This window comes from Pyrobaculum neutrophilum V24Sta (assembly GCF_000019805.1).
Lineage (GTDB): Archaea > Thermoproteota > Thermoprotei > Thermoproteales > Thermoproteaceae > Pyrobaculum > Pyrobaculum neutrophilum.
This window is the reverse complement of record NC_010525.1, coordinates 979191-1004325: the sequence shown is the minus strand read 5'-3', so window position 1 is coordinate 1004325 and position 25135 is coordinate 979191. Positions and strand designations below refer to the sequence as shown.

The following is a 25135-nucleotide window of genomic DNA, read 5'->3' as shown; positions in this document are numbered from 1 at the left end:
GATGTGGGTATAGGTGTTAAGGAGTACTTAGACGGTGTAGTCGGACCTGTTGCTGAATGGTATGCCTTAAAAGATGGGGGAGTTCACCGTGCGGAGGAGCTCTATCAAGTCGCTGGCTAGTAGGACCAGGTTCAGTATGATGTACGCCGCTTCTAGGGAAGTTACAATGGTGTTCAGAGGCGTAGGGTCGAAGATAGGAAACAGCGAGAGTGCCTCGCCTACCATTATCGACCCCACGATGGAAATAATCAGCGACAGGGCTAGTGTATATACGATGCTGACAACCTCATCAACGATGTAGGTTGCGATGGATCTTAATGTCAAGGCAAGCGACATGGAGAGGAGACTAACTATGGGGTATATGTTCGGCGTATCACTAAGTGCGCCGACCACCGCAGTGATCGTGGACACGAATGTCAAGATGAATCTTGTTGTAATCAGTAGCTCCTCCATGTGCGGATCTGTTTTTTGTAATTTAAATTTTACGTAATTTTCTTGTATTACGCTTGTGGGTATCCGCTAGGGGATTCTAAAGGATATGGCGTCGCTTAGCTTTAGCTCGTCTTCTTGTCTCTCGGCTGCGTAGATCATGTATTTGATTGTGGAGTCTCTCACGGCGTCCCAGACCTCGTAAATCACAGCCTTGTCCTTCTTCAGCGAGTGTTTGTTGAGCACGGTCTCGATGGGCTCTCTGTAGCGCATGTACCGCTCGTGGGCGAGCGCCATTACCGAACGTACGTCGACGCTTCCCCTCTCTAGGACGTCTGCCACGTTGGCTATGAGGACGTCCGCCAGGAGGATGGACGCGAACAGCGCCCTGAGGTAGTCCAGGTTCTTGTATATGAGCCCGGACAGGAGAGATTTGGCAAGAGCATTTCCAAGCCCCATCAGCACGATAACCTTTTCCTGCCCCCGGGATAGGGCGAGCTTCCCCAGTATGTCGTATCCCCTCAGCTTCTCGTCTATGGCGTTAGACACAAGGTTGAGGGATGCCAGGTAGGCGTAGATGGGGGGAGCCAGCTCCTTTATCACCGTAGGCTCGTGCACCTTCTCGGGGTCCACCGCCCCTTGACGCTGTCCCACTATTAGCCAGTGGCGGAATTTAGAGGAGCCGTACACGTAGAGGTGGGCGACGGTGTGCCGCCCGAGGACGAACTGGGTGATAAGGCCCTCCAGCAGGTCGGATATGCTGTACTCCACGGCGTCGTGTAGCCGGGCGTTGCAGAGCTTGCACGTGCCCTCGGCGACGTGGTGCGCCGGCGACAGAGCTAGCGCCAAAGCGGTCTGGTGGGCCAGAAGTTCCACTAAGTCGTCTTGAAACGGCGCGTCCTTTACGACGTGTTCGTAGAGCTCGCCGTAGATGGGGTGAGCCGAGAGCAGATCCTGGAGCACCTTGCGCGACTCGAGCCCCCTCTTCTCCACCACGGCGTACGTGCGGTGGACCTCCACGTCGTCAGACAGAGCCAGCTTGTTTACGCGGGCTTCGGCGCGCCTACGGCTTTTACTTAAGCGGTCCCACTGGGAGATGACGTCTCTTAAGGTGTGGTATACTACGTCCCGTGCAACGGCCGTTAGGTGTATCAGCTCTTGCATGCCGCGCGCCTCAGCGCCTCTCTGAACACCAGCCTGAACTGGTTGTACATCTCGCCTAGGCCCTGTATGTGCGACTCACCTGGGTAGTAGGCCATTAGGAAATGTCTGAACTTCATGACCGGCCTAGGCGAGGAGCTCTTGGTCGCGATCATCAGGTCTTCGCCGTTGGTGAAGATGGAGACGTCGGCGTCCGACTCCCTCTCCTCCTTTGTGTAGGCCCTGAGATCCATATAGACCTCCTTCTTTTTCTCCCTCTCACAAGACACCCACAACCTGTACACCTTGGACTTAACCTCCTCAAAGGAGGCCTCAATCTTGTTGTTTCTGAGGTCGTTCACGACCTCTCCAACCACCATGAAGTACTCAGTGCCGCTTTTGGGCAACTCCAGTAGGAAGCTCTCCTTAGTGTCCTTGAAGATGGCCGAGAGGAAGTCCTTGAACGCGGTGTAGGTAAGCTCGCCATATGTGATATACTGCCTCAACACATCAAAGGCAACCCTAGGCGGGAACTCGCTCACAAGCTCGGCTATCTTCTTGAGCTCCCTCTCGTCGGCACCCCCCTCGCCGATTCTGTCCTTGATATACTTGAGGTATACGTCGGACCCGTAGCCGCGTAGCTTAATAGCCCTCGTGATCCCCTCGGCCCCCCTTATCGTGGAACACCGCGGCTCTGCCCCATGCGCAACCAACACAGCCTCCTGGAGCAGCAGTATCAACTTGATGTTCCGATAGCCGGCGTCGTAAATCTCGTTTCTCACCGTTGTACACACCCTCTCAATGAAGGATTTCACATCCCTTATGCCGCTCTCCACCTCGTCCAAAATTAGATATGCGCTCTTCCGAGCTGAGACCTTAGCGAACTCTCTCACGAAGTGCCGAACGGGGTCTCCCGCGTTGGCGATGACGGCACTGGCGATATTCTCAAGATCAACGTTTGTGATAACGACGCGGTCATCCGCTAGCCGCTTCAAGAGGTCCCCCCGAGCAACCTGCGCCAGAATCAACAGGAGATCCTCAAGCCCCTGGGCGCCGCCCGCCTCAACGTCTACCGCGAGCTTTGAAATAACGTGGCCTAGATCCCTAACGTTGACGTAGAGGAAAGGCTCACCCCGCGCCAACGCCTGACAGATCACGTAGTAACCAACGCCGTAGGTTTTCCCGTAGCCGTAGTAACCCGTGACAAAGACGAGGTTGACGCCCGGAGATACATACGCCGCCATGCCCTCGCGGGTCTCAAGTATATGCTCGCCCTCCCCAAGCCGGAGAACAGACCTGCAGATCTCCATTGCATATCCACAAAATCACATTTATATCTTTTACTTTTTACAGCCTATTCTAAACAGTTAAATAGAGGCTTGTGCGTTGCTATATGGACTTTTCCCAACATCTAAGAGAGTGCCTAGATAGGGAGTTTCAGCGAAACCAGTTGCTAATACCGGCGAAGGTCGCCGCCGTTGGGGCCTCCCTCTGCCTAAAGAAGGCCTACTTCATGGCGATGATTGACCACATGCCCAACGCCCACACCGATGTGAGACTGGGCCGCGAGGGCACGGCTGTCCACGACGCCCTCGCCATGCTGGCCGTGCCTGTCACGTATGAATACTTCCGGCAGAGGCAAAGGTACGACCCCTCGGCGTTTCTGGAGGAGAGGCTCGAGGAGATCTGGGGAAGACACGCTGACGTCGTGGAGAGGTTTTCCAACATCTCCACAAGCGACTACAGGCTAACAAGGGAGCGGGTGGAGGCTCTGCTGAGGGGCTACCTCGCCCTTGTTGACTGGGCCCACAGAAGGGGGTTGATCTCAGAGCACGTGCTGGTGTTCCCGGAGCGACAGCTGATAAGCAAGGTTGTGAAGACCGGAGACGAGGTGAGGTCGCTTCCCCTCATCGGGGTGCCCGACGTGTTGCTTGTGGACGGGAAGAACAGCATCATCGTGGACTGGAAGCTGAGGGAGAACCAGAATAACGCTATGCACTGCCTCCAGCTGGCAGCCTACAAGCTAATCCTCAAGGAGGCCCTTGGGGTGGACCCCCACGCCTTCCTAATATACGCAACGCCGAAACGTAAGGAGACTAAAGTCGTATCCATCAACGAAGAGCCGCCCGACCTGAAGGAGGTCAAGACAATAAAGGGCAAGTGCGATGAGAAGCTAGTGGAGATCGCCGCCGGGGCGCTTTATTCAATGGCCTTCTGCAGAAACACCCTCCGCGCGTTGGTAAAGAGCGGCGTCAAGCTGAAGGCCTACAACCCCACGCGGGGGAACGGCGAAAATAAATATCCTTGTAAATATTGTCCCTACCTAAAGCTCTGTGTCTATAGATTTAGCAGAGATTTGCCCGAGGAGAAGGCTCGGCTTAGAAAGGAGATGTACAAGCTGTATAGAACGGCTCTTAGGAAGAAGAGCGAGGAGTACGCCAACTTGGTTAACTGGGACAAGTGCGTTGAATTCGACGAGGTGGAGTTCGCCGAGCCCAATGTTATAAAGCTCGTCAAGAACTTCAGCGGGTCGGAGAAACACAAAGACATCATGAGGTACTCCCTAGGGAGGACAACCGTCTATGTCTTTCTACGAGACGGCCTCCCCTACCCGGAGGCGGGCGAAGCACCGAAGGTGTTTTCGCCTGCGCTCTTTGGCAGATATGAAGACGACGAGGTGCAGTACTCCGGCGGGAGGCTGACGGCATACGTCAGAATGGTGTCCCCAACTTTCGCGATTAGGTGGATACCGGTGTACCTCCTCTATAAGTACAGAGGCGCCGAGAGGGTGTGGAAACGGGTGAGGGTGTGCCCCGGCCAGGTGCCGATGAACATAGAGCTGAAGGCGCTGGCGGTGGCCGAGAACGCGCTGGTGAAGCACTTCGGCCAGGAGGGCTGGTTCCTGGAAACCCTCAAAAACATGGTCATGGCGGGGAGCGATGAGTACTAGCTTCTACAACGTAGACAGAATCGTCAAGAGGCTTGACCAGGAGCAGAGCCGGCGGCAGAGAGTCGACGTAGTCTTCAAAGGGCCCCCCTACTCAGACATAGGGAAGGCTGTTGAAGATATTGTCGCGGAGAAGCTGAGGGTGGTGGGGGTGGCAGGGGTCCCGGGGGCGGGGAAGACCACCTTCTACGCCTACCTCCTGTCCAACCTGCTGGGGGACAGCCTCTGCCGGGGGGCCGCGGAGAACCTCTACATCTACATCGCCCCCACCAACGAGCTCCTCGTGGACTTCCTCGAGAAATTCGCCGCCTTCATGAGCGCCCGAGGCGGTTGCAGAAGCAGCGATTTCGCAAAAGCCGTCCGGATCTACGGGTCGAAGATATCCGCAAGCGAGTTCACCCAACTCCTCAAGAGAGCCGACGAGCGAGTCGGCCTAATAATCTCCACAGACTGGCAGAGGGTATACGCCCGGATGTACCCGCCCAGGCCGGCCTACCTCCTGATAGACGAGGCCAGCCGCATGACGCTAGCCAGGTTCCTAGTCCCCATCGCGGACGGGTTGGCCAAGGGGAAGCCCGACGACCTCATAAGGGGTTTCGCGGTTATCGGAGACCCCAACCAAGCCATAGGCATCTCGGAGGACGAGAGGGAGTGGCTCCTCTTGGAGAAAGCCGTCCAGCTGAGGGAACAGGGGAGCGACTACGTGGAGATAAAGAGGCTTGACGTAAGCATGAGGCTACCCCCCGAGACCGAGACCCCAATCAAGGAGGGCTACTACGCCGGAGACCTAAGAGCCATGGGCAAGCCGTACCTGCTGGGCCTCACAAGCGACGAGGTCAAGGAGGTTATGAAGAGGGTAGCGGGCGATTGCGAGAGATACGGAGGTGCCGTGGAGGAGGCCCTCACTAAGCTCTCCAACACCCCACTGCTCTACATCGAGACAGAGGTGTTTGAAAAAGGCGACCAGTACGACATCGAGCGCGCAAAACTCACCAGTTGCTTGGCTAAAGCCATCCGCGCCGCGGTGGAGCTCAAGAAAGATGAGAAGAGGATTGCCGTCGTTGCGCCCTACGGCAAAATGGCCTTCGCCGCCAGGATACTCGCCGGAGACGCCGATATAAGGTTCTCCACGGTCGCCAGCTTCCTCGGGAGAGAAGACGACATCATCATAGCACCAGCGGCCAAGGAGTATACAGACATTGCCTTCTGGACCTACTACTTCTCAGACCCCTACATCTTCAACGTGCAGCTTAGCCGCCAGAGGGGAACCCTCGTGGTGATAGGCCATATGACGTCGCTGAAGGAAGAAACAGAGACACTGTTTAAAAGAAGCGAAAGGGGACTTAAAAGGCTAAAGAAGACGCAGGTGGAGGGGCTGCGCAAGCTCATGAAGACCGCCGAGATGTTCGAGAACTTGGAGGAGACGAAGAAGGTCGTAGCGAGATGACGAGGTTCTGCATATCCAACCTCACGTTTCTCCTCACCACCGACAACCCCCTCACCAGTTCAAAGAGGTCTTCTACCCCATAGCGCAGAGCACCTGGGTGCTTTACCATGTAGGTCTCAAGCACTAGGTACCTCTTTGCCACCCTGGCGGCCTCGGCAACCGCGGCGGGCCAGTCCTCCTTCCTCTCTAGGAACATCAGTACGTGGGTGTACAACACGACGTCGAAGGCACCGTCTCTGAAGGGCAGGTGTGTGGGGTAGGCGACCACGTCCGGCCGGGTGTCCGGTATGGCGTCCATCCGCACGGCACGGGCCCCCAGCGACTCCAGATACGCCGAGTTGCGCCAGTTGCTACAGCCGAAGTCGAGGACCGACATGCCCGCGGCGTCTGCCACCGAGAGGAGTAGCTTCACCCCCGTGCTCCTGGGGCTCCTCCTAACTATCCTGCAGTCTGCGCAGTAGTGCTCCCTAAGGACCCGGATCCTCATGACGCCGCACCACGGCCTGCATCTGGCTGTTGCCGAGCCTCCTCACGGCCTTCGGCACCCCCCACCTCGACAGAACCTCCAGGAACTCGCCGTAGCTGATCTGCCTCCCGCTGGCGGCGTTGTACACCGAAAACACAACCTCCCGCCTCGCCACCCTACCAACCTCCTCCACCGCCCTGTCCGGGTCGCTGAGGAAGTTGAGCACGTTCCAGAAGATCACCACGTCGGCGGCTCTATCCCTAAGCGGGAGCATGTGGGCGTCCGCCACCACCCGGTCCACCAGGAGGCCGCTGCCCCGCTCCCTCAGCACGGCCTCGTCCACGTCCAGGAGGACGACGTGCCGCGCCCCCCACCTGAGAGACGCCGCCCCCTTGGTCCCGAAGCCCGAGCCCACGTCTGCCACAACGGCGTTTTTAAAGTCGGCGTAGGAGAGGATAGGCGGAATGGCGTACCGGGCCGCCCTCGACCTCACACTGACATAGCGGCCCCTAGGCAGAAGCCCCAAATTCGGCACAACCACGCCGCCCCTCACAAACCTCCTAGCCTCCTCCCACAGAACCCCCGCATCCACCGCCCCGCCCACCCCAAACCCCCTCAGAAACTCGTCGAAGGACACCCCGCCCGAGTACACCTCCACGAGGTTCGGAAACAGCCCCCGCAACAGCACAACCACATCCACCAGAGAGCCCACAGCCACCCCCACACACCTGGCAAGCGAATAGACGTCGCGCCCCCCACACACCCTCCACCTCTCCGCAAGCCTCGCCACCACCCCACCCACCTCAGTCCCACGCACAGCCCCCACATCTACCCAAACACCACCACCCAACAATCTGACAAAGCCCCCCCTCTCGTACCGAGCAAGAGGAGGCATCCTCCGCCTATCCACAGAACACGGAATAAACCACCTCCTCAAACTCCCCAGCTCCCCCCTAACCACAGCCACATGCCTACCAACCCAGTAGTTAACCCCAAGCCGCCCAGACCCACAACAAAGCCTCCCAACCACCCCACACGTCGCCACATCCCCCCCGGCGAAAAACGGCGCAAAAACAAACCGAAGAGCCCCCACAAACAGAAACACATCCCTCCGAAGGAGCTCACTAAGACTCCAAAAACCAGATGAGTCGTATTCATGATACCTTGCGGTGCCCTCAATGCTTAAATGAGTTCTACCCTCTACGTCCCGTGAGTCTTGACCTGTTGCTCTCTGAGGCATTCGAGGTTTTTGAAGAAGCCGCTTTAAAATATAGAACCTTCGTCATCGCCTTCTCTGGAGGCAAGGACTCCACGGCGGCGGCCATTCTCTTCTACAAGTGGGCCAAGCGGCGCAACGGCGTGAAAAACAGGGTTGTCCTCCTCCACAACGACACCCTCTCCGAGATACCGGAGATGGAGCTGTGGGTAGACCACTTCGCCAGGCAGTTCAAAGCCAAGATGCGGGAGCTGGGCACAGACGTACACGTGAGATACGCCTACCCCCACCCCACCGAGACGTGGTACTGGAGAGTCCTCGTGAGGGGGTACCCCGCCCCCACCTTCAACTTCAGGTGGTGCGTAGACATGCTCAAGATAGAGCCCACCGAGCGGGAGCTCAGACGTCACGCCAACCACGTGCTGGTGGTCGGCTCACGCGACGAGGAAAGCGGCGCCAGGGCGAAAAGCATGAAGACGAGGTTCGGCACCTGCTCCGGAGGCGGCTCCTGCCTAGGCGCCTACTTCTCCCACGGCGACATACCCAAGATAGCCCCCATCAGGTTCTGGACATATGACATGGTCTGGAGCTTTCTGAGGGCGCAGAAGGACTTCGACGTCCAGCCGCTGGAGGAGCTCTACAGAGGCCTCGCCGCCGGCGGCTCCCTAGGCGGGAGATACGGATGCTGGCACTGCACCCTCGTCCGGGTGCAGGCCGCGAACTACTCCCGCCCCGAGTACCTCTACGCCGAGGCCGTCAGAACCATATACCGCGCCCTCTCTGACATGGGCCAGCACTTCAGAGAGCCGAAAAACACCGGCTACAGCAGGTGGGGCCCCCTCAACGCCCACGCCCGCTCCATAATCTACCACGCCATCAAAGCCGCCGAAGAGCTCGCCGGCAGGAAGATATTCTACGGGCTGGACAGAGCGGCGATATATGGATACACCCTCCGCCAGATATTCTACGAAATGGACCCACAGAGAGCCGACGCCATCATAAGACGTGCAGACCCCACAGACAGGAGAATCCCCACAGCCGAGCTCAGACGCCTGGACAAAACCCACCTAGCCGCCCTAGACTCCTACCTCAGCTCCCAAAACCACCGCGACGAAAAAACCAGCCAAGCACTCCGACAAATCATCACAAGACTAAAAGAAAACACAGCTTAAGCCCAAACCACACGGCCACACCCAAACAACCACAAAACCACCCCACCAGACCCCCACCCACAAGCCGCCAAACCACGGAACCAGAACAACCATCAACACACCAGACCCTACAGAGGCGCGGCCAGGTGAGGGCAGCTCCGACAGCCGGCCAACGCCGTCAAAGGCCGTCCACGCCCCCGACACGGGGGGATCCACCATGTTAGGAGCGCATAAGAGCATTGTATAAACGTAAAGATGGGTAGGAAACCGAACGCCGGCCTGAGAAAGGGCCATGAAAAACATAAAGCTGAAGCAATGCAAAACCAAGCCACTGCATGCGATAAACACAGTAGAAACTTGATAATCAAGATAAAGTCATACAGCTATACATGCCAACTTCTAAAAGTCACAAATTTCGTCGGCTCACCGTAAGTCAAGCACATATGAATCATCGTGTAGTTGTTTCTACTATTTTTTGATTTCTGGACGCCATGGTCGCCATGGCGGTGTTGGGCAGGATCGCGAGACCGTTTCTACTATCTTTTGATTTCTGGTACTCCCTCTCCTTCAGGCCCCACATCCATGTATAGTCCATGTGGGTTTCTACTATCTTTTGATTTCTGGGTTAAGGCGGCGCCGTAATGGACGTCTTAGCAGACACCAGGGAGTTTCTACTATCTTTTGATTTCTGGTTTGGTCTAAGGCGTACTCTTGGCTACTGTTCTACGAGTCTCTGTTTCTACTATCTTTTGATTTCTGGCCTGGCCGGCTCAAGGAGCTCCTCAGCCTCGAGCCCAAGCGGTGTGTTTCTACTATCTTTTGATTTCTGGTCAACAACCGCGACGCGACTATACGCGTCTTGCAAGAAGCGTGTTTCTACTATCTTTTGATTTCTGGGCGAGACAACGTCGCAGTCTCTACGCCATCGCGTATCTCGTTTCTACATATCTTTTGATTTCTGGTGAGCCAGAACGCGCCGACGGCAAAGCCCAGAGCAACTCCAACAAGGTTTCTACTATCTTTTGATTTCTGGCACCTCCGAATCCAGAGGCAGTACGTCCTCACCGCGCACCTTGTTTCTACTATCTTTTGATTTCTGGTCAAAAAATAGAGTTTACGAAGTTAGAGGCCCCTCAGGGGCCGGGTTTCTACTATCTTTTGATTTCTGGCGACTTTATCGCCTCGGGCCAGCGGATCTTCCATATGTCGTTTCTACTATCTTTTGATTTCTGGCGCATATCCCAGCTACCGCGTTGGGTGACGCTTCAAGAGCTACTCAGTTTCTACTATCTTTTGATTTCTGGCCTGGTAGTTGCTGCAGGCAGAAACAGTCTGCGTATCTCATCTGGTTTCTACTATCTTTTGATTTCTGGTGAGCGGACAAGAGAGAATCGAGAAGGTTGTGCGTTTTTTAGGTTTCTACTATCTTTTGATTTCTGGTGTCTCAGTGCGAATGTCGACAGCGCCCGCTCGTCGTTGCGTTTCTACTATCTTTTGATTTCTGGGGCTTGTATTTTCGGATCTTTTGGGTTTTTAAGTTTTTTCGTGGTTTTTTGTTCCCTCGGCGGTCGCTTTTCCACCGCCCTTTACATTCACACATTCCTCTGTCTGAGAGACGGCGTGCGCCATTCTTCGCCTCTACCATCATAACTCCGCCTCATAGAGGGCGCGACCCAGCGCCATTCTTCGCCTTCGGCTTTCTAAACCCTTGTCTAAAGTATATTGTATCCTTTACTGACATATATTGGAATGTTTTAATGCGTGGGTGTTGTGGTTGGTGTGTATCTCTACTTTGGCCGTGTTAGGGTTGGGCCTCTCGTTGGCTATCTCTGGCTTTTGGGCAGGCGGCTGTATCTGAAGGTGGGGTGGCGCCCGCGTGATACCGTCTACCTCGGCTCTGTGGACGACCTGTTGGGGGTGGCTGTGAGGGTTAGGAGGCTCGTCCCAAGGCCCCTCCCCGTTAGGCAACTCGTGGCTGCTCTCGTCGACGCCCTCAAAAAGGCCTACTACGTGGCGAGCCGCTGCCGCGACTCCCCCCGCTGGAAGATACGCGCCTGGGAGGCGGCAATGGCCATCGAAGACGCCGCCTCTGCGCTGGCGATGTACTGGCCAAGCACCGCCAAAAAGATACTAGACGACGGCTAGGCGTCTCGTAGCGATAGTATGCCGCCAAATCTCCGGTGAAGTACACAGCATATCACAAGCGCCGTGAAGAGGGCGCGGCTTCTACACGTGGCCGGCCACACCTGCCCCATGTGGCTAGTTTTGTAGACCGCCGCCCGCAGGCTCCCGCCTGGCGGTGGCGCCCGCCGCGTTTTTGCGGGGCGTTAGCAATATAATACCGTTGTTGTATTGTCGCGGTGGGTTTTAGGTATGTGGTTAGGGGGTTTGAGGAGGGGGCCCTGAAAGCGCTGTTGGGAAGGGGGGCGCTGGCTGTGGTGGGGTTGCCGGGGGTGGGGAAGACGACGTCGGCGCTTTATGTTGCGCTGGAGGCGGCGGCTAGGGAGGGGAGGCATGTGGTGTGGATCTCGCCGCAGCTCCTGGCGGAGCCCGACGCCGATCTGCACGTGACCTACGACGTCGAGGGGAGGCCGCGCTACGTCCTCAAGTTGACCGCCCCGGCGACGAGGCAGCTGGCCACGTACCTAGACGTGGCCGCCGCCGTCCTCCCCGAGGCCGCCCGCATCTACGATAGATGCCGAGACCCCCAGTCTGAGGAGTGTCGCAAGGCTCTAGAGGGCCTTCTCAATAAGTTGGGCGTGCATGAATCGGTGTTGCGGAAAGTGTTGGACGCGGCGAGGCGGAGCGGCTTGGATGAGGCGGCGGCCGAGGTTCCGGGTCTCGGCTGGGTGGTATCCTTGATTAAGTCCGTGTGGGGACTTGTCCGCGTGCTCCGCGAGAAGCCTAGCTACGACAGACTCGTCTTAGTTTTCGACGACGTGACAGGTGCAGTTGGACGTGAGAACGAGGTCGTCGGCGTGGCTGAGGATGCCTGGGCAAGGGGGGCCCGCGTTGTGGTCGTGGTAAGACTGAACTATGACGAATACGCCGAGATCCTCTCACGCAGTGCGGATCCGCCTGCCGCGGTCTACGAAGCGCTGTTTAACCCAAGCCCCCGGCTAAGGGGCGGGCGCCTCGCCTCGGGCCTCTTCGACGTAGATAATATAATCTTCATGGACTCCGCCCAGCCTGAGGAGTTCGAGAAGTTGCTTAGGGCCAACCTCCCGGAGGGGGAGTACGAAAAGGTAAGGGAGAGGTACGGCGACCTTCTCTACAGGGCGTCCGCCGGCTCTATCTACATCGCCTCGACCATGGTGAATCTGGGGTTCACCAGAGAGGAGCTAGAGAAGATCGCGCCGAGGCCCGGCACAGCCTATACCCCAAACCCACGCGACAAAGACATGGCAAAGAGAAATGCACAGCACATGAAGGCGGCAATCAAGGCCGTATACGACAAGTTGAGGAAGGACAACTTCGCCTTAGCGGCGCTCCTCTACGGAGAAGCCGCCGAGGAGGAGCTGGCCTGCCTATGTCCAAGCAGTGCCCATATGTGCCTAAAGTCGTTGACGAAGAGTTACGAGGAGAGCAGAAGGCTTGCGGAAGAGCTCGCCGGGGAGGTATTTGAGTACGTCGAAAGTTGCAGGCTTAGGTCGCTGGAAAGACACTGGCTGGTCGAGAGGGATGAGGAGCAGTGGGATGGTAGGAAACTGCTTGTCTACAGCCTTAGGAAGGAGTGGTGGAAGTGGCGTCACCTAGTCGACGCGCTAGACGAGGCGCGCGAGGAGCAAGCCCTCGTTAGGAAGGCACTACTCAAAATATTGACGTGGGAGTCAGAGAAAAGCGGAAAATACACAGACCGAATGTTGCTTAGCGCCTTAAGCCACGTCACTTGGCTCTGGGAGAGGTGCAAGACCGTTGGGTGCGGCGGCGACGAGGTACAGGAGTTGGCTAGGCACGCATTCAGGTGGGGCGCATATGCGCTTCAACACGTGCCGCTCGTGGGATTAGAGTTCCATAACAATGTCATCGAGGAGCTCTGGCAAAGGTTGGGAAAAAAAGCCGATGGGCTTCCGAAAGAACTACCGCATCTGATAGCACTTTATCTCCGGAATTTTGCGGAATTGCTCGGTAGCGTGCCGTTTTCAGTTCCAGAGCTTGAGGGCGACGACGTGGTAAAAACGCTCCAGGCGTTGACGTTGACGGCTGTTGCGAAGAGAAGGCCAGTGGCGGCGGACGTAGTATTGAAAGGAGCAGAGGCTCTAGTGGGGAGGATTGGAGATGGGGCGTTGAGGAGGGTGGCGCGTCTGGAGTACCTCTTCACTGAGGTTGAGTACGAGATGTACAGAGGCGGCGACCCGCTGTCGGCTTTGAAAGAGGCTGAGGAAGTGCTGGGGGAGTTGGAGGAGCTGGACGTGGAGCGGGAGGAGGGGCTGAAGGAGTGGCTGTCTGTAGCGGGCGGAGACCCCAAGGGGAAGTACGAACTTCAGCTGAAGGAATGGCGCCGTTACCTCCACCATCTGAAAGGTCGGGTATACTTCGTCCAAGGCGCTTGGGAGGAGGCGCGGAAGCACTTCGAAGAGGTGTTGAGGAGGAATGTCATTGAGTCAAACCGTATAACTTCAATATCTTACCTTGGCCGTATTGCATACCTCTCCTCCAAGGAGGAGGTGTTTGAGTGGGATGTGGGAGGGGAGCGTTGGAATTTCCAAAAGCTCTGGAAAGAAGCAAAAGAGAAGGAGCCGTTTTTGACGTTGGAGATCTTCGCAGACGCCGCGGCCCAGTTCGCTGTGGCTGAGGCGGCTAAGGCCATGGAGGGGCAACCTAATAGATGTCGGGGAGGCGAGGTCGAGGAGGCGCTGAAAGCATCGATGAAAAATCCAAGAGCCTACGCGGCGGCTCTAGCCATCCTTGCCATGTGTGACCGCAACTACGTGGAGAAGGCAATAGAGGCGGCAAAGGAGTTGGATCTGGAGTACATGAAGAGAGTAATAGATAGCATAGCTGATCCAAGGGTGAATGCTGTGTGGCGCCACGCCGCCGGCATAATAGAGGAGCTGTACGACGCCATCTCAAAGGGGGACAGCCGCAGATACCAGCTGGCGAAAAAGGCGAAAGTAGATCGGTGGGAGGCGTGGAAATACGCGGCTGATTCCCTCCAGCAGTTTCTCCGCGCGGCTGTCTTCTACCTACACGGCGACTGGGAGGCGGCCGCTGAGCTCGCTGAGTTCGAAAATAAATTTGGTGTTACTAGAACTAGAGAGTTCTTCGGCGAGCTCGCCGACGCGCTGAGGAGACGCGACGAGTTGGAGGCGAAGCGGGCGTTTCTGAGGCTGTTCTTTTACCATGTGTAGAGTTTGGGGATGTTTTGGGCTATCCAGGCGACTAGCGGCTGGAGGTGGTTGTTCAGCACCTCGCCGAGCTGGCGGCATGCGTCTTTTGACTTGATCCTCCTCCTGTTGTCGCCTTGGCAGAGGTTGGGGTCTGCTCTGCATATTGGGCCTTTTTCGTGGTCTATCGCTGGGTCGAAGATCACGGCGGCGACGTTTTGGCACCTCCTGAACCGCGCCAGGTGGGTGCTCCACTGCGCGTTGGTCTCGACGATGTCGAAGTTTTCCTCGATGTAGACTCTGGCGTCACCCAGTTCGTAGTCTATGACCAGGAGTGTTGGGCCCTCCGCGTTGCAGCCTTTTTTCTCTGCGACTTTGGCCAGTATCATGTCTCTGCCGTAGTTGCCGGCGTGTCTCAGGTTCGTTATAAAGCCGTGATTCCTCAGCTGTTCTGCTAGGCGGCGGTTGGCGTGGCGCTTGGCGTCGCGGGGCTTTTGGCGTATTTGGCGAGGATTTCGGCGGGGGGCGTGAGCATGATGTCTTCGGCGGTGGCCAGGTCCTGTGCCATTTTCTCTATGTCTATTTCGGCGGCGGTTGTGGCGCCGTGTTTGTCGCGGTGGATGTAGTATGTTTTGACTCCGGCGGCGCGGTCCCATAGGGCTGAGACGAGGAGTGGGTTGTGGGTGGCGAGCACCACGTGGACGGTGGAGGCGGCCTGGGCGATGTGGTCGGCGAGCAGGTCCAGGAGGAAGGGGAATATGTGCGCCTCGGGCTCCTCCAGCGCGGCGACGAGGCGCCCCTCTAGGCCGTGGAGCTTGGCGTAGCTGGCGGCGGACCTCAGAGCGGCTAGGTAGTAGATCAGCCGGAATAGTGCCTCGGATACGGAGGGCGACGTAACCTCGTAGTCGTAGTCGTAGATGGCGATGGCGCCGTCCTTGGACACCTTGAGCTCTATCTTCTCGCCGAGCCTTTCCGAAAGCGCTTCGTTGATCTCCCTCACGACGTCTGGGGTGTACCTGATGACTCGGCGTATGTTCCAGCCGAGGTCGCTTAGGATGTTGTGGGGGGTGAACCTCACCTGGGTGGTTAGGTAGTCGTAGAAGCCGCAGTGGCCCTGCCGGCACCCCGTGGCCGGCAGGCCGTATCTGTCGTATCCGTAGAGGCGGGTCTCCACGAGGATGTCCTGGAGGGGGGCCAGGTCGCCCTCACCGGTGAGGTGCTCCATATTTATCTCGGCTGTCGCGTCTCCTGCCTTCACCTGTAGGCCCCGCCTGTAGTGGATGGAGACGGAGTATTTGGGCGTCTCCACGGTTGGGGTCTTGGTTAGGTCGTAGTTTCGGAAGAGGGCTCTGGGGTCCGTGTACCTGGCAACCAGTCCCAACGGCTCCAGGGCGTTTTTAGCGCCGCCGTATTCCTCGTCTAGGCGTAGGAGCCTGGCGGGGTAGCCCAAGACGGCGAGGGCGTCTAGTATGTTTGACTTGCCGCCGGCCGGGGGGCCTATCAGTATGGTGAGGGGGGCTATCTCCAGCTCGGCGTGTGCGACGCTTTTGAAGTCTCTGATGGCCACCCGCATGTCTCCCCCGCCGCCCCGGTTTTTATATGAATCTCGGCGCCGTGGGGTGGCTACCGGCCTCCGAGGATTCTGTGTCTAGCGTCTAGGGGTTCTGCCCCCTTTCCTGCCTTAGGAGGTGTCTGCCCTTTCTGGTGAGGCGGTAGTAGACGTGGTGCTTCCGCACCTCGTGGCTTAGCTTGTATCGGGCTTCGGTCCGCTTGAGGGTTTTGCCGCCTCTTACCCGCTCGACGAGGCCGAGGGCCTCAAGCTTTTCCAGGATGTCGAGGACCTTCTGTAGGGGGATGCCCGTGTTTACCGCGATGGATTTGCCGTAGTCCACGTTGGCCCTCTTGAGGTGGCGGAGGACGGCCAGCTCCTCCTGGTCCACTGGAGGTGGTCGGCCTGGACATATAAAGTTGCCGCCCGCGCTGGGGGGTGCTATAGGGGCCTTTTGCTGTGCCTTCGGCATGTGGGCGCCGTCCCGGGGTGCTCGGCCGCCTGCGGCCGCGGGGTGTGGGCCCTTTGGCGGAGGGAGTGGGGTGCGGCGGGGGTCCCTGCGGGGTCTGCTTGTCGGTGGGGGGGGGGGTGGGGGGAGTGGGAGGGGGGTCTACTGCGGCGTCTGTGGGCGTCCTCGTTGGTGTTCGGCGATTTTTTCTGGCTTTTCCACGACGGAGTTGGTTGCGGTGTAGCTTTCTCTGTATCTCAGGACTTTTACGTGGCTGTTGATGAGTTTTGCCCTGGTGGCTGTGACCTCCTTGGCGTGTGTGTTGATTAGGGTTACCTCTTCTCCTTCGACGTAGTCCGCATCGCAGTTGTAGAGTTTGACTCGCCTGCCGGCGACCCGCTGGACGACGGCGTTTTTGAGGGCTACGTCTTCTCCCTCGGCCGTCTCGAGGGTTGTGCCGCCGGGGGGGCCTCTGGGCCTCCTGGGGATTCCCCTGACCTCTATGGATGGTCTTCCCCCCAGGTTGAGCTTGACGAGGCCTAGGTTTATGGTGCGCGGCCCCCTCCTCCTGCGGCTGTAGTACTCGTAGTATCTGTCGAATTTCTCGGCCATTACTTGACCTTGAGCATCTCCCTTATCTCGGCGAGGAGCTGCCTCATCTCTCTCAGCCTCTGTCTGATCATCTGGAGGACCTCCTCGTCGCCGGCCTGGGCGTATTTCAGCTCGGTCATGTCTCGCCCAGTCTCTTCAGCTCGTCTCTTATCTCCTTGAGGACGGCGTTGACCTCGTCTAGCTCCTCGAGGAGGCTCCTGGCGAGGGCTCTGTAGGCGTTGAGGCGGCTTCCCCTCTCCTCGGCTAGGGCGTCTACGTAGTCTAGTATGGGGACGAAGGCCGCCAGCGCCATCACGGCGCCCCAGAATATGGCGAGGGCTCCCAGGAGGGCCGCGGCGGCTAGGAAGACCCAGGAGGCGGTTTTGTAGGCTATATAGAAGAGGGCCACGGGCACCCCCGCCCCGATTATTAGGGACGACGCCAGCATGGCGGCTATCGACCCCGCTGGGAGTCCTGGGACTTGGCCAGCTCCTCCAGGACCTGCCTGTCTACCACCAGCTTGAAGTCTCGGAGGCGGTAGATCTTCCGGAGGTGGGGCTTGGGCTTCTCCTCCACCACGTATGTCCCCTCCACCAGGCCGGCCTCCTCCAGCACCTTGAGGTGCATGTGGGCCAGCGCGTAGGGGATTCCGAGGGTCTGGGCTATGTCCTGGATGTAGGTGGGCCTTCTGGCTAGGTGGAGGAGTATCTTCAGCCGTAGGGGGTGGGATAGCGCCTTGGCGACCCGTAGCAGGTCCTCCGGAGAAGACATCTACGCTAGCCATGTCTCTGCTCCCTCCTCACGGCGTATATCGTCACAAGCGCCGAGGCGGCGGCGTATGCCAGGATGCCCGCGGCTCCTCTGGCGGCCTCCTCGGGGTTCAGCGCGAGGGCGCCGCGGAGGGCGTAGGCCATGTAGGTGGTGGGGAGGAGGTGGCTGGCGGCCCTCAGAGGCTCTGGGAGGAGGTCCGCGGGGTAGTACACGGGGGCTACCAAGATGAGGAGCAACGGCACGATCTGGGCCATCTGCTGGGACAACGCGGGGTTTCTTATACCTATCGCCTGGGCGTAGCCGAGGAGGCAGGAGGCTGCCGAGATGAGGGCGGAGGCCCCGGCCGCGGCCGCCACCTGGGCGGGGCCGTAGGCCACGCCGGCGACGGCGGCGGAGGCGGCCAGCAACAGGACGGAGGCGCCCGCCGTAGTCGCCGTGGACTGGGCCAGGTAGCTGAGGGCTATCTCCAAGTGGTCTGCGCCGTTTGCCAGGAGGAGGGAGTACTGCCTAGACCAGTGCTTCATGGAGGCGACGTCTTGGGCGGTGACGACGTAGGGCATCTGGAAGGCGGTGGAGAGGACGGTCCCCACGACGAAGTGCTCGACGTAGGTTGGGTAGCCCACCAGCTTCAGTAGCCACAGCCAGAGGAGGGGGTAGGGCACCATGAACCACGCCAGGGTTATGTGCCACCCCCTCGTGGCGAGCACCATGTATTTGGCGATGACCAGGACGTTGCCGAGCCTCATGGCCAGACGGCGGTTAGGACGTCCTCGAGCGTGGGCTCCCTCAGCTCGAACCTGGCCCTCCGCCTGGCGAGTTCCGCCACTATCTCCACCGCCTTGTCCCACTCCACCCTAACGACGCGGTCGTCGGTCCTCACCTCGACCCAGGGGAGGAGCCTCTTGAGCTCGGCCGGCGCCCCCCGCATCAGAACTCTCCTGTTTAGCAGATAGACGACGTCGCTGAGCTCCTCGGCCTCGTGGATGTAGTGGGTGGTCAACACGACGGCGGAGCCGGCCTCCTTGGCGGCTTTGACAGCCTCCCAGATCCTCCGCCTGTTCTGCACGTCTACCCCGGCGGTGGGCTCGTCAAGCAGTATAAGCTTGGGCCTGCAGGCCATTGCCGACGCCACCAGCACCAGCCTCCTCATCCCGCCGGAGAGGCTCATCACCAAATCCCTCTCCCGCCCCCCGAGCCCCACCGCGTATATGGCCTCCCTGGCGCACTCCCTGGCCCTCCCCTTGGGAACCCCCCGAAGCCTCGCGGCCATCTCCACATGCTCCACCACCTTGAGGCCGTGGAAGGGGGACGCCTCCTGGGGGACCGCCCCCACCAGCCCCCTCTCCTTCGCCTTCCTGGGGCTGAGGCCGGCGATCTGGACGACGCCTCTGTCGGGCTTAAGCTCGCCGTATATCTGCCTCAGGAGGGTGGTCTTCCCCGCCCCATTCGGCCCCAGCACCGACACCACCTCCCCCTCCCCCGCCCGGAGGCTCACGTCTTCGTTGGCCACCACCCCGCCGAAGAACTTCCACACCCCCTTCACTATCAAAACATACTGTTTCACCATCAAGTTAAACTGATAGTGAAGTTTATAAACATTGCTCCTCCAACGCGCGGCGTTGGGGGAGGCTCAAGGCGGGTTGTACGTTGCGGACATTCTAGAAGGGGTCTTAAGGCGGTGTGCCGGGAGGTCTGGGCGCTGGGTTGGCGTTGCGCCGCGCGTCTGTTTTACATGCTTTTTGTTGCTACGCATTTGACCCGTGAATCGTCGCTTTTCCTCAGTGGCGGTGTGCCTAAGCCGTTTCCTGTGTAGTACTGAGCTAGGGCGTTTATGAGTGTGTCTACATCTGACGCTTTTGTCGGCGCTGGGATGCCTAGTTTTCTTGATAGTTCTTTGAGAATTGTGCCGTAGCGCCTAATTAGCTCGCTCCTATTGATTTCCGATAGGCCAATTTGGATGCACAGCTTCTTTACTGTTTCGACGACTTCGCTGGTGCGTCTCGGATGGACGTTTAACGCCTCGTAAACTTTGTCCTTGACGTAGCCGACTATGGCGCGCGCGGCTAGCTCATAAACACGTCCCTTGTCCGCGCTTGCCATATCGTTGGGCGTTAGCCCAAGCGATTTATCTAGAGCAGAGGTGAGCTTTCGCGCGTTTATATCAACGACGACGGCGTTTTTAATGCCGGCTTGTTTACCCACGATGAGGTATAGGTCTGGGCTGTAGCCTTCTTTCTTAAGCTCGTAGTTTGGGTCCCCTACCACCTTAACCTCTACGCACTTGTTCTGGATTACGACGTCGCACTTTCTATGGGGGGCCACTTCCTTCTCGCGTTGAGCTGGCAAGCCGTCTTTTATGGCCGCTTCTAGAAGCGCATCTCTGATCTTGTTAGATAGGAGGGCTAGATCGCCTTTGTCCTCCTTGCGTTTACATCGGTATGCCTCTGCGAATTTAAGGGCGACGCGGGCGCCGAAATTGTAGAATAGGCTTTTGAATACCTCGGCGATGGCTTGCCAATCGCCTTGGTCCTTGAACAGCTGTTCCGTAAAGCTGTTTAGTTCCTCGAGGGCTCCCCCGGAGGGGACAAAGTGATCGTTCGTAATAACTCTAACGTCGTATCTGCTCGACGCTCCTATCTCGTTAAGTCTCTGTGAGACTTCTTTCCCATACCCTGCGTGCAGGGCGATGGCCACGGCCTTCACAATGCCGGTTGATGCAAGTCCTCGTATGAGTTCCGCGACTTTATCAAGTTCTGTGGGTTTGACGTCGTCTATTAGAACTACCACGGGGAAATCGACTAGCTTGAGGAACTCAAGCCACATCCACAAGTCTGTAAAACATCCTTGGATCTTTTCTACGGCAAGCGATTGTAAGGTTCGCTCGTGTATGTATTGAGAAAATTGTAGCTTTATGCTGGATTTTATGTTCTCCATCATAAGATCCAGATTTGGGTCTGCTTTGGTGTACGCCACAATGTATCTGTGAATTTTCTTTTCCTCGTCTGCGACTCCCTCGTTGAACAACTTTTTCCTTAGATATAAGAACGCCGTTGTCTTGCCGTATCCCTGCGAAGCTGATACTATGAAAAGTTTCGGTATTCCGCCTTCAAGGATGCCGTTGATTATTGTATCTACGACACTTACGGGGACATAGCGGCATTTGTTGAAGTATTCTAGGCCATGGCCGCTTGGATCTGTGATCTCTAGGCACTGACAGACGCTGTCGCGTCTGAGCATAGTCATGATCCTGTGCAACACCATGGGGGTGTGGCTAGGTGGTATTTCCCATATCGGCGTATGAAGCACCTCGGGTCGATGTCTTCATCCTCGTCTGCAACGCCGTCGAGTCCCTTCTCGATCCACACCTTTATAGTCCCCGGCCTAACTGGTAGGTCCAGAAGTCCCGACTTGTATGCGGCCTTCATGAGCTCATCTACGTACGGCAGCCTCAGACCGTCTGTGCAAAACTGGGCGAAGTAGTCAAGTGGGAAGAGCCTTAATACTGCGCCCGCCTCAGACTTGTAGGACGCAGCTCTTCCGCCCAACCACCTCTTCCGCGGGGCTGCGCCGCGTAGAACCTGCTCTACCAACTTTTTCGGAACCCCCCGCCGCACCAAGACCGCAGTGCCCACATACGCAACTACTGTGTAGGTCCGCCGCTTTTCATATGTGGTAATTGTATACATAATCCTTTGAAGAAAGTAAAATATAAACATAACGAGTAAAGTAAATGCAAACTGTCACAAGTGGGAATCGAAGGCGGGCTTGCTTTGGAGAAGCCGCCATATTTATTTTCCCTACACTTCTCTCCGTATGCTTGCGGCTAGGTTGTACGGGGCGGGGGATCTCCGTGTGGAGGAGATCCCTGTGCCTAGGCCGGAGCGGGGGTGGGCGCTGGTGAGGACTCTGGCGGTTGGGGTCTGCGGCACTGACAAGGCCTTCTACAGGGGGACCTACAGGCTGTTTAAGTCGCCTCTTGTGCCGGGGCACGAGGTGGTGGGCGTGGTGGAGGGGGGCGAGCTGGATGGGAGGGTCGTGGTCAGCGAGATCAACTTCGCCTGTGGGAGGTGTGAGATGTGTAGAGCGGGCCTCTACACGCACTGCCCCTACAAGAGGACGCTTGGCATCGACTTTGACGGGGGGATGGCGGAGTACTTCGTGGCGCCTCTGGAGGCCCTCCACCCGGCCGAGGGGCTGGACCCGGCCGCCGCCACCCAGGTGGAGCCGCTGGCGGCTGTGTTGAACGCCCTTGCACAGGTGCCGCCTCCGCCGGGGGCGAAGGTGGCCATCCTGGGGACGGGGAACATGGCCTACCTCGCGGCGCAGGTCCTCAGGGGGTTCGACCCGGTGGTGGTGGCTAGGCGGGGGAGCGCCAAGGCGCACCTCTTCCGGGGGCTGGGTCTGGAGGTGGTGGAGCTGGGCGAGCTGGGGGAGTACATGGCGGAGAACGCGCCGCTGGGGTTCGACGTCGTGTTTGAGGCCAGCGGCGACCCCTCGGCGATTAACACGGCTATAGAGATAGCGAGGCCCCGCGGCGTGATACACCTCAAGTCCACCCCCGGCTCCCCCTCCCCCGCCAACCTAACGCCGGCGGTGGTCAAGGAGCTGAGGATAGTGGGCACTAGATGCGGCACATACAGGGAGTTCAGACACGCCATCAAGCTCATCAGGGAGGGCGCCGTGAAGCCCCTCATAACCTCCGTGGTTGCGGGGATACGCAACGCGAGAGAGGCCTTCGAGAGGGCCCTCCAGCCCAGCGAGGTGAAGGTCGTCCTCAAGCCCTAGCGAGATCCCCGGCGCCCCCCAGTCCGCCGACCGTACTGCAGGTGCCTAAAAAGGAGGATTCTTCCGGGGCCGGGGGAAGCCCGATGAGGGGGGATGATGCACCTCCGCTAGGCCGACCTCTGACGAACCGCGCGCAAGCCGACCCTGGAGGGCCCCCGCCGGCCCTGCTATATATAATCTCTAGCTTAAAAATCTTCCGCCTCTTGCGCGTGGGGCGAGTGCATTTAAACGGGGAATATGGCGCATGTGTGTATGTGTTTGTTAGGAAGGTCGTCGTTAGGAATTTCAAGAGTATCGGGGAGCTGGAGCTTGAGCTGAGGCCGGGGGTGAACCTCCTGGTGGGGGCGAACGGGGCTGGGAAGTCCAACGTCTTGGAGGCGGTTAGGTTCGCCAGGAGGGCTCTGGTGGAGGCGGCCTCGCCGTATCTCCCACACGCGCCGGACTACCTCTCGCCGCTTGACGTGATCTACGGCCGGGACCCGAGGCGGGAGGTGGCGCTTGGCCTGGGCCTGGAGCTCTACGGCGAGGCGGGCGGGGAGTGGCTGTCGGCCTACGCGGAGTTCACCACCTACCTCAGGTACAGGCCGCAGCCCTACGAGACGATTGAGCCCGTCCGCCACGTGGTGAAAATCGGCGACACCCAGGCGGAGATAGACAGAGGAGGCATCGCCATCACGGCCCCAAAGGAGGACTTCGACAGGGCGATGAAGTGGATCAAGGAAAATATGAAACACATACCTTTCAAACTGGCCGAGCCCAAGGAGGAGGGCGGCAGGGCAGTCGTCTCGTATAGGTGGGACATGGAGGCGCCGCTACACCTCGAGGGCCTTAGGCTCGTGCTGTGGCCGGGGCCGAGGGGGTGGGCGTCGGAGGACTTGCTGGCGTGTAGCCAAGTCGCCGGGGGGACTCTCCTGCCGTACCCGGTCGCGTTGGGGAGGGCCAGGAGGCCGAGGGGGGTCCGCGTGGGGCCGCCGCTGGGGTTCTGTCTGGATGATGTCTTGGGAGCCGTGAGGTGGGTTCTCGGGAGGATGGTCTTTCTCCGTCATGTGGAGAAGCGTGTGGAGCCTGTGCCTATCGCCGGCGGGGATGTGCTTGATGAGCGGGGGCGGAACGTGGCCGCGGTGCTGTTTAGCTACAGGGGGAGGTTTGGGAGGAACCCGGAGTCTGTCGACAGAGCTCTGGCCGTCCTCTTTCCGGGCGTCGTGTTGGAGGTTAGGCAGCTTTACAACAGCGCCCTCCTTGTCGCCAGGGAGGGGGATGTGGAGCTTCCCCCCTCCAACATCCCCGACGGCCTGCTTAAGCTGGTGGTGCTGATGCTGGCGGTGGATCTGGGGCCCTCGCTGCTCCTCGTGGACGAGGTGGAGAACAGCATGCACGCGAGGCTTCTGGAGTACGTCGTGGACGTGTTTAACGGGCTTGACGTGCCGGTTCTCCTCGCCACGCACTCCCCCGTGGTTGTGGACCTGGTGGACCTTGAGAGGATCTACTTCCTGTCTAGAGGCCCCGGGGGGACCCGGGCGGAGGCTGTTCCCGACCCGGGGGAGCTGAGGAGGCGGCTGGGGGAGTCCGGGGTTGCGGTTAGCGACTACGTCTTTTACGGGAAGAGCTAGGCGTGGGTCGGCGGGGGGGCTCGCGGCCCGTGTTGCGGCGTCGGGGGTTGGGGATTGGCGTTGCCAAGTTTATATATGGCGTGGTTTGGGGGTGCGTGTTGCTGGATAACGGGGTGAGGCTTGTGTTGGATAGGTTTGCCGCGCCTACGGCGGCTGTGGTGGTGGGGGTCGGCGTTGGGTCGCTGTTTGAGGAGAGGGGGCGGAGGGGGATTACCCACCTGCTGGAGCATATGCTGTTCCGGGTGCCTGGGTTCGACGTGGATGAGGCTGTGGAGTCGCTGGGGGGGTCCAACAACGCCTATACGGAGCGGGATGTCCTCCTCCTGGTTTTGGAGGGGGTTTCCGAGTCGGCGGCTGGGCTGGTGGAGCTGGCCTTCCGGCTGTACGCCAACGAGCGGTTTGATGAGGCGGATCTGGAGCGGGAGAGGGACGTGGTGCTTTCTGAGCTTAGGCAGGTTAGGGAGGACCCCTCGGACTGGGTTGGGGAGCTGGGGGTTAGGGCCCTCTTCGGCGACTCTGACTGGGGGGACCCGGTGGGGGGCACGCCGGAGGCTGTGGAGTCCATCTCCCTGGGGGACCTCCTGGAGTTTAAGCGGAGGTGGTTCACGCCGGGGAACACCTTCGTGGTGCTGTCGGGGGGGTTTGGGGAGGAGGCCGTCGCGAAGGCGGTGGAGCTCTTTGGGGGGCTTGAGGGGGAGGCCCCGCCTAGGCCGAGGCCCACGGCGGGGTCGGGCCCGGGGAGGATCGTGGAGAGGCGGGAGGTCGACGGGGTGTACTACGCCAGGGCTGTGAGGGTGGCGGTTGGGGACCCCGCGGCGGCTTTCGCCGCGCTTCACGGGGCGGCTTTCCACCTGGAGTCTGGGACCAAGTCGGTCCTCTTTAACCTCCTGAGGACGCCGGGCATCGCCTACTCCTACTACGTGGACTACGACGTGGTGGGGGACGTGGCTTATCTCGAGGTGGTGGTGGAGTCGGCGAGGTCTCTGGAGGAGGCGAGGAGGGCCGTGTCGGAGGCTTTGAAGCCCAGGTCTCCTCCCCCCTACAGGCTTAGGTACTTCGACTACGTCTGGAGGGTGGCGTGGAGGAGCCCGGCGAATAGGGCCGTCTCCATCGGGGAGTACGTGGCGAAGGGGGGGAGGCCGGAGGATGCCGAGGCCGCGTTTAGGAGGGCGGCGGAGGGGGGCACCCTGTGGGTTACGCCGCTGGCTGAGGCCGAGGCGGTGGTGGGGCCCGAAGAGCTTATATAGTGGCTCTATCT

General features: G+C 59.0%; 23 protein-coding genes and 2 CRISPR repeat arrays. Of the genes, 8 read left to right on the top strand and 15 right to left on the bottom strand.

The annotated features are described in order from the left end of the window. Nucleotides 1-66 precede the first annotated feature (66 nt). The 3 genes from TNEU_RS05590 to TNEU_RS05580 all read right to left on the bottom strand — a co-directional run bounded on the left by TNEU_RS05590 (nt 67) and on the right by TNEU_RS05580 (nt 2879). On the bottom strand, nt 67-411 hold the full coding sequence (locus TNEU_RS05590; protein WP_148682375.1) for a hypothetical protein: 345 nt from the start codon (nt 409-411) through the stop codon (nt 67-69). A 108-nt stretch (nt 412-519) separates the two neighbouring features. Continuing rightward, a complete protein-coding gene (locus TNEU_RS05585; protein ID WP_012350466.1) occupies nt 520-1593 on the bottom strand; it encodes a hypothetical protein in 1074 nt (357 codons plus the stop codon). After that, nucleotides 1581-2879: a hypothetical protein gene (locus TNEU_RS05580; RefSeq protein ID WP_012350465.1), complete on the bottom strand. Its 1299-nt coding sequence runs from the start codon at nt 2877-2879 to the stop codon at nt 1581-1583. Before TNEU_RS05580 ends, TNEU_RS05585 begins: the two co-directional genes overlap by 13 nt. Nucleotides 2880-2962: 83 nt before the next feature. Between TNEU_RS05580 and TNEU_RS05575 the strand changes: the two genes are divergently transcribed. Next, nucleotides 2963-4519: a PD-(D/E)XK nuclease family protein gene (locus TNEU_RS05575; RefSeq protein ID WP_012350464.1), complete on the top strand. Its 1557-nt coding sequence runs from the start codon at nt 2963-2965 to the stop codon at nt 4517-4519. Then, nucleotides 4509-5963: an AAA domain-containing protein gene (locus tag TNEU_RS05570; protein ID WP_012350463.1), complete on the top strand. Its 1455-nt coding sequence runs from the start codon at nt 4509-4511 to the stop codon at nt 5961-5963. Before TNEU_RS05575 ends, TNEU_RS05570 begins: the two co-directional genes overlap by 11 nt. Here the strand turns inward: TNEU_RS05570 and TNEU_RS05565 are convergent. Together TNEU_RS05565 and TNEU_RS05560 are read right to left on the bottom strand one after the other, a co-directional pair. Next, on the bottom strand, nt 5902-6450 hold the full coding sequence (locus TNEU_RS05565; protein ID WP_012350462.1) for a methyltransferase domain-containing protein: 549 nt from the start codon (nt 6448-6450) through the stop codon (nt 5902-5904). The genes TNEU_RS05570 and TNEU_RS05565 overlap by 62 nt on opposite strands. Next, nucleotides 6431-7534: a class I SAM-dependent methyltransferase gene (locus TNEU_RS05560; RefSeq protein WP_012350461.1), complete on the bottom strand. Its 1104-nt coding sequence runs from the start codon at nt 7532-7534 to the stop codon at nt 6431-6433. The genes TNEU_RS05565 and TNEU_RS05560 overlap by 20 nt, the downstream gene beginning before the upstream one ends. Nucleotides 7535-7638: 104 nt before the next feature. Between TNEU_RS05560 and TNEU_RS05555 the strand changes: the two genes are divergently transcribed. From TNEU_RS05555 to TNEU_RS10255, 3 genes are all read left to right on the top strand, one after another. Further along, nucleotides 7639-8817 (top strand): phosphoadenosine phosphosulfate reductase family protein, encoded by a 1179-nt coding sequence (locus TNEU_RS05555; protein ID WP_012350460.1) that lies wholly within the window; start codon nt 7639-7641, stop codon nt 8815-8817. A gap of 440 nt (nt 8818-9257) precedes the next feature. After that, nucleotides 9258-9693: a CRISPR direct-repeat array (repeat unit 25 nt; unit sequence GTTTCTACTATCTTTTGATTTCTGG). Between the two features lie 110 nt (nt 9694-9803). Beyond that, nucleotides 9804-10301: direct repeats of the CRISPR family, unit length 25 nt; unit sequence GTTTCTACTATCTTTTGATTTCTGG. A gap of 274 nt (nt 10302-10575) precedes the next feature. After that, entirely contained in the window at nt 10576-10941 is a 366-nt protein-coding gene (locus TNEU_RS05550) for a hypothetical protein (RefSeq protein ID WP_012350459.1), read from the top strand. 215 nt (nt 10942-11156) lie between these two features. Beyond that, nucleotides 11157-14147 carry an ATP-binding protein gene (locus tag TNEU_RS10255; protein WP_012350458.1) on the top strand — a complete coding sequence of 997 codons (2991 nt, stop codon included), beginning with the start codon at nt 11157-11159 and terminating at the stop codon, nt 14145-14147. Here TNEU_RS10255 and TNEU_RS05540 read toward each other — a convergent pair. The 10 genes from TNEU_RS05540 to TNEU_RS05495 form a co-directional block, all read right to left on the bottom strand. Then, nucleotides 14135-14512 carry a hypothetical protein gene (locus TNEU_RS05540; protein ID WP_012350457.1) on the bottom strand — a complete coding sequence of 126 codons (378 nt, stop codon included), beginning with the start codon at nt 14510-14512 and terminating at the stop codon, nt 14135-14137. The genes TNEU_RS10255 and TNEU_RS05540 overlap by 13 nt on opposite strands. 65 nt (nt 14513-14577) lie before the next feature. Further along, complete coding sequence (locus TNEU_RS05535; RefSeq protein ID WP_012350456.1) at nt 14578-15696, bottom strand: AAA family ATPase; 1119 nt, start codon at nt 15694-15696, stop codon at nt 14578-14580. Between the two features lie 82 nt (nt 15697-15778). Continuing rightward, on the bottom strand, nt 15779-16063 hold the full coding sequence (locus TNEU_RS05530; protein ID WP_012350455.1) for a DUF2250 domain-containing protein: 285 nt from the start codon (nt 16061-16063) through the stop codon (nt 15779-15781). A gap of 219 nt (nt 16064-16282) precedes the next feature. Next, nucleotides 16283-16732, bottom strand: a complete 450-nt coding sequence (locus TNEU_RS05525; protein ID WP_012350454.1) for a hypothetical protein — start codon at nt 16730-16732, stop codon at nt 16283-16285. A gap of 115 nt (nt 16733-16847) precedes the next feature. Continuing rightward, entirely contained in the window at nt 16848-17159 is a 312-nt protein-coding gene (locus TNEU_RS05520; protein WP_012350452.1) for a coiled-coil domain-containing protein, read from the bottom strand. A 5-nt stretch (nt 17160-17164) separates the two neighbouring features. Beyond that, on the bottom strand, nt 17165-17482 hold the full coding sequence (locus TNEU_RS05515; RefSeq protein WP_012350451.1) for an ArsR/SmtB family transcription factor: 318 nt from the start codon (nt 17480-17482) through the stop codon (nt 17165-17167). 5 nt (nt 17483-17487) lie between these two features. Continuing rightward, complete coding sequence (locus TNEU_RS05510) at nt 17488-18228, bottom strand: ABC transporter permease (RefSeq protein WP_012350450.1); 741 nt, start codon at nt 18226-18228, stop codon at nt 17488-17490. After that, nucleotides 18225-19049 carry an ABC transporter ATP-binding protein gene (locus tag TNEU_RS05505; RefSeq protein WP_012350449.1) on the bottom strand — a complete coding sequence of 275 codons (825 nt, stop codon included), beginning with the start codon at nt 19047-19049 and terminating at the stop codon, nt 18225-18227. The genes TNEU_RS05510 and TNEU_RS05505 overlap by 4 nt, the downstream gene beginning before the upstream one ends. 161 nt (nt 19050-19210) lie before the next feature. Continuing rightward, nucleotides 19211-20743, bottom strand: a complete 1533-nt coding sequence (locus tag TNEU_RS05500) for a hypothetical protein (RefSeq protein WP_187146716.1) — start codon at nt 20741-20743, stop codon at nt 19211-19213. Continuing rightward, a complete protein-coding gene (locus TNEU_RS05495; protein WP_148682371.1) occupies nt 20722-21168 on the bottom strand; it encodes a hypothetical protein in 447 nt (148 codons plus the stop codon). The genes TNEU_RS05500 and TNEU_RS05495 overlap by 22 nt, the downstream gene beginning before the upstream one ends. Before the next feature lie 127 nt (nt 21169-21295). Between TNEU_RS05495 and TNEU_RS05490 the strand changes: the two genes are divergently transcribed. The 3 genes from TNEU_RS05490 (at nt 21296) to TNEU_RS05480 (ending at nt 25124) form a co-directional block, all read left to right on the top strand. Beyond that, entirely contained in the window at nt 21296-22267 is a 972-nt protein-coding gene (locus tag TNEU_RS05490) for an MDR/zinc-dependent alcohol dehydrogenase-like family protein (protein WP_012350446.1), read from the top strand. A 248-nt stretch (nt 22268-22515) separates the two neighbouring features. Then, nucleotides 22516-23877 (top strand): AAA family ATPase, encoded by a 1362-nt coding sequence (locus TNEU_RS05485; protein WP_012350445.1) that lies wholly within the window; start codon nt 22516-22518, stop codon nt 23875-23877. Nucleotides 23878-23972: 95 nt separating this feature from the next. Further along, nucleotides 23973-25124: a M16 family metallopeptidase gene (locus TNEU_RS05480; protein WP_148682370.1), complete on the top strand. Its 1152-nt coding sequence runs from the start codon at nt 23973-23975 to the stop codon at nt 25122-25124. Nucleotides 25125-25135: the final 11 nt, after the last annotated feature.